Below are 5,249 nucleotides of genomic sequence, written 5' to 3'. Positions count from 1 at the left end.
GAAGAAGATATAAAAAATGTATGGTCTAGATTTTATAAAGGTGATAAATCTAGAACTTCTAAAGTAAGCACAGGATTAGGTCTTTCTATAGTTAGAAGTATATTAACTCAATTAGGAGAAGATATTTGGGTTAAAAATGTAGAGGATGGAGTGCTATTTACTTTTTCGTTAAAAAAAATATAAAAATTAATCCATTATTTAATTACAATTTGTTCATAGAAAAGTTAATTTATGATTATATAATCTAGATATACTAGGAGGTGTAAATAATGGACGATTATAAATTTAACGAGATAAAAGATGTTAGGTGGGAAAGCATAAATCCAGATGAAGGAAATATAAAATTTCGAAATAATAAAAGTCATAGTAGAATAAAAAAATTTTTAAAGTTAGTAGCTTTTATTCTAATAGCCATTATTTCTGGTTCCATATCTGGATATTATGTTGTGGATAAAAAAATAAATAATATAGAAAATAGTGAAACCTATAAAGGAAATCTTATAATTAGTGAAAAAACTCCCGTGAAGAGTACAGATAAAAGTTCTATAACTAGGGTAGCTGAAAGTGTTGGACCAGCAGTGGTAGGCATAAGTAATAAAAGTGAAAATTTTTGGGGAGAAGTTGATAAGGGAAGTGGGTCTGGAATAATTTTTAAGCCAGATGGATATATAGTGACAAACTATCATGTTATAGAAGGTGCAAGCCAAGTTACAGTAAAATTATCTAGTGGTAAGGTTTTTCCTGCTAAAATTGTAGGGTATGATAAAAGATCTGATTTAGCTGTAATAAAAATAGAAGCTAATAATTTACCTACTGCTAAATTTGGAGATTCATCTAAAGTAAATGTAGGAGACTTAGCTATAGTAATAGGCAATCCGTTAGGAGAAGAGTTTGCAGGTTCTGTTACAGCAGGTATAATAAGTGCTTTAAATAGAAGAGTGGAACATGGAGGAGCAATATATAAAGTATTACAAACCGATGCAGCTATAAATCCAGGAAATAGTGGAGGAGCTTTATGTAATGAAAATGGTGAGGTAATAGGTATAAATAGCCTAAAAATAGGGGCAACAGCTAATGTAGAAGGTATGGGATTTGCTATAAGTATAAATGAAGCCAAGGAAATAATAGATTCTCTTATGAATTATGGAAAGGTAAAAAGACCATCATTAGGAGTAAAGGGGCAAACAGTGGTTTCTAGAGATGGTGAGATAAGAGGATTTTATGTAAATGAAGTTATATCTGGTTCAGGTGCGGCGAAGTCTGGAATTAAGCCAACAGATGTTATTATAGAATTAAATGGTAAAAAGGTTCAAGAATTTGATGATATAGCACAGATACTAGAACAACATAAAATAGGTGATACTGTTAAGTGTAAGGTCTGGAGAAATGGAACAACTAAGGAAGTTAATATTATATTATCAGAACTGAAGGATTTGAATCAATAATAATATTATTAATATACAAAAAATAATAAAGGGATGTATTCTCTTTATTATTTTTTGTGTTTAGTATAAAATGTTATATATTAAATGTAAAAATGGAGGAAGTATGGTATGTTTTTATTAGTGGGACTAGGAAATCCAGGAAAGGAATATGAAAAAACTAGACACAACATAGGGTTTGAAGCTATAGATAAAATAAGCTATGAGTATAATATTCCTATGAAAAGGGAAAGATTTAAAGGAGTATTTGGAGAAGGACATATATCAAATGAAAAAGTAATGCTTTTAAAACCAACTACATATATGAACCTTAGTGGAGAAAGTTTAAGAGAAATAATAAATTATTATAATATACCAATTGGAAATGTAATAGTAATTTATGATGATGTAGATTTAGAAGTAGGTAGATTAAGAATAAGAACAAAAGGAAGTGCTGGTGGACATAATGGTATTAAAAGTATTATACACAATTTAAATAGCGAAGAATTTATCAGAGTAAGAATTGGAGTGGGAAAACCTGAAAGAGATATGGTATCTCATGTTTTAGGAAAGTTCCCAAAAGAAAAACAAAAAAATATAGAAGAAGTTTTAAATATAATTCCTGAGCTAGCTTATACCATAATTAGCCAAGGACCACAAGAGGCTATGAATAAATACAACAATTTTAAAGCATAGTAATTTTATTAATGAGGTGAATTTTATTATGAGATTAAATGGTATTTTAAAACCATTAAAAGATAGTAAGGAATTTAAGGATATAAAAGATAATATACAAAGTGGAAGGTATCCCTTAAACATAACGGGCTTAGAAGATTCTTCTAAGAGTTATCTAATTAAAGGGGTGTATGATGAAATAGACAAGCCTCTACTAATACTTACTCATAGTGATATAGAAGCAAAAAATATTTATGAAGACTTATTCTTTTATGAACCGAATGTACATTATTTCCCAAGCAAGGAAGTGGTGTTTTATAATATAGATGCCATATCTGGAGATTTAAGATGGGAAAGACTAAAAATAATAAAACGTATATTAGAACCTGGGAAGAAAATTATAGTTACATCAATAGAGTCCATAGCACCAGTATGTATACCATTAAACTTATATAAAGAGTATTTTTTTAAATTTTCTATAGGAGATGTAGTTAACTATAATGATTTAAGTGAAAAACTTTTAAAATCAGGATATGAGAGAGTGGATTTAGTACGCAATAAAGGTCAATTTTCTATAAGAGGGGGTATACTTGATATATTCCCACCAATCTCTTCAGAACCTTATAGAATAGAATTTTTTGATGATGAAATAGATTCTATAAGAAACTTTAATACCGAATCTCAGAGAAGTATAGAAAAAGTGGATTCAATAGAAGTATTTCCAGCCAAAGAGATTATATTGGATAAAGAAAATATAGAGCTGGCTTGTGAAAAAATTATAATGGATTTAGAAAAAGTAAAAAGCAATTTGGAAGCTTTAAATAACAAAGAGGCTTTTAATAAATTACAGAATATAGTTAATAAAAATATAGAATGTTTAAAAGAAACATGGACTTTTGAAACTATAGATAGTTATTTGCCATATTTATATGATACTACGACATCTTTTTTAAATTATTTTAAGGATTGCCTGATTGTAGTAGATGATATACAGAGATGCAAAGGAAAATTAGATAGTGTATATTATGAATATTATGATAGTTATGATAGTTTTCTTAAAAGGGGAGATATATTACCAGCTCAAGGAAATCTGCTAGTACCTAAAGAGGATATATGGGAAGCATTAGAAGCAAGTAAAGTCATAACTTTAAATGTGTTTTCTAAGAAAACAGATATTTTAAAAGAAAGGGAAACTATAAATTTCAAAGAAATTACATCACAGAATTATCAAGGTCAAATTGATTTACTTATAGAAGATATTATAACAAAAAAAGAAAAAAGATATAAAACAGTAATTCTTGCAGGAACTAGAGCTAGAGGGGAAAGACTTGTAGATACTTTAAGAGATAGAGGTATAGAGAGTGTCTACAAGGATTTAGTAGATGAAATTTTACCAGGAGAAGTAGTTGTAACTTTTGGAGGTCAAATAAAAGGATATGAATATCCAGATTTTAAGTTATGTATTATATCAGATAAAGAAGTATTTGGAGAAGCCAAGAGAAGAAAAAATAAAAAAATTAATACTAAAAAGGGTTTTAGTAGAATAAAGAGTTTTACGGATTTAAAGCCAGGAGACTATGTAGTTCATGTAAATCACGGAATAGGTGTATATAAGGGAATTAAGCAATTAGAAGTTGGAGGACATAGAAAAGATTATTTAGAGCTAACATACTATGGGGATGATAAACTTTATGTGCCAGTAGAGCAACTAGATATAGTTCAAAAATATATAGGAGGAGAAGGTAAAACTCCTAAAATAAATAAGTTAGGTAATGCTGAATGGACAAAAACTAAGAATAAAGCTAGAAAATCCATAGAGGAAATAGCTGAAGATTTAGTAAATCTATATGCTGTCAGATCTACTTTAAGAGGATACAAGTTTTCTAAGGATACAGTTTGGCAAAAACAGTTTGAAGAAGAATTTCCTTATGAAGAAACGCCAGATCAAATTACTGCTATAGAAGAGATAAAAAATGATATGGAATCAAATAGAACTATGGATAGGTTACTTTGTGGTGATGTAGGGTACGGCAAAACAGAAGTAGCGCTTAGAGCAGCTTTTAAAGCTGTTATGGATGGCAAACAAGTAGCGTTCTTAGTTCCTACTACAATATTAGCACAACAGCATTATAATAATTTAATAAAAAGGTTTTCAGATTTTCCAGTAAATATAGAAATGGTAAGTAGGTTTAGGACACCAGCACAACAGAAAATCACTATAAAAGCTTTGAAGGAAGGAAATATAGATATTTTAATAGGAACTCATAGAATTTTACAAAAGGATGTTCAGTTTAAGGATTTAGGTCTTTTAATAATAGACGAAGAGCAGCGATTTGGTGTAAAGCATAAAGAAAAAATAAAAGAATTTAAGAAAAATGTAGATGTACTTACACTTAGTGCTACACCTATTCCAAGAACGCTACATATGTCATTAGTAGGAGTTAGAGATATAAGTATTATAGAAACACCTCCAGAAGATAGGTATCCTATACAAACTTACGTAGTTGAATATAATGATCAGCTTATTAAAGATGCCATTTTAAGAGAGTTAAATAGAGGTGGACAGATATATTTTGTATATAACAGAGTAGAAAATATAAAAGAAATTGCAGCACATATTTCTAAATTATTGCCAGAAGCTAAGGTTGGAATAGCGCATGGACAAATGAAGGAAAGAGAGCTAGAAAAGATAGTAATGGATTTTATGAACAAGGAGTATGATATACTAGTTGCTACCACTATAATTGAAACTGGAATGGACATACAAAATGTAAATACTATGATAATATATGATTCTGATAAAATGGGACTATCACAATTGTACCAATTAAGGGGAAGAGTTGGTAGAAGTAATAGAATGGCCTATTGTTATTTAACTTATAAGAAAGATAAAATTTTAACAGAAGTAGCAGAGAAAAGATTGAAAGCAATAAAAGAGTTTACAGAATTGGGATCTGGATTTAAGATAGCTTTAAAAGATTTAGAAATAAGAGGAGCAGGAAATATGATGGGTTCATCTCAACATGGACATATGGCTTCTATTGGATATGATTTATATTGTAAAATGCTAGAAGATACTATAAAAGAGAAAAAGGGAGAAACCAATATAGAACCTATAGAAACTACTGTAGAAATTAAAGTTGATGCTTATAT

4 protein-coding genes are annotated in these 5,249 nt (G+C 29.2%); all 4 read left to right on the top strand.

What is annotated here, in order from left to right; translation table 11 throughout:
- Positions 1-183, top strand: a 183-nt coding sequence (locus AB2369_RS11115; RefSeq protein WP_367666548.1) for an ATP-binding protein, incomplete at its 5' end; no start/stop codon positions are given.
- 86 nt (positions 184-269) lie between these two features.
- Complete coding sequence (locus AB2369_RS11110) at positions 270-1,445, top strand: S1C family serine protease (RefSeq protein ID WP_111921506.1); 1,176 nt, start codon at positions 270-272, stop codon at positions 1,443-1,445.
- Positions 1,446-1,553: 108 nt separating this feature from the next.
- Positions 1,554-2,117, top strand: coding sequence for an aminoacyl-tRNA hydrolase (gene pth, locus AB2369_RS11105; protein ID WP_089864411.1), 564 nt, complete (start codon positions 1,554-1,556; stop codon positions 2,115-2,117).
- A 28-nt stretch (positions 2,118-2,145) separates the two neighbouring features.
- A partial coding sequence (mfd, locus tag AB2369_RS11100; protein WP_367666547.1) for a transcription-repair coupling factor occupies positions 2,146-5,249 on the top strand: 3,104 nt, incomplete at its 3' end.

The organism is Clostridium sp. (assembly GCF_040797585.1).
GTDB lineage: Bacteria > Bacillota > Clostridia > Clostridiales > Clostridiaceae > Clostridium_Z.
This window is presented reverse-complemented; position numbering and strand designations above follow the sequence as displayed.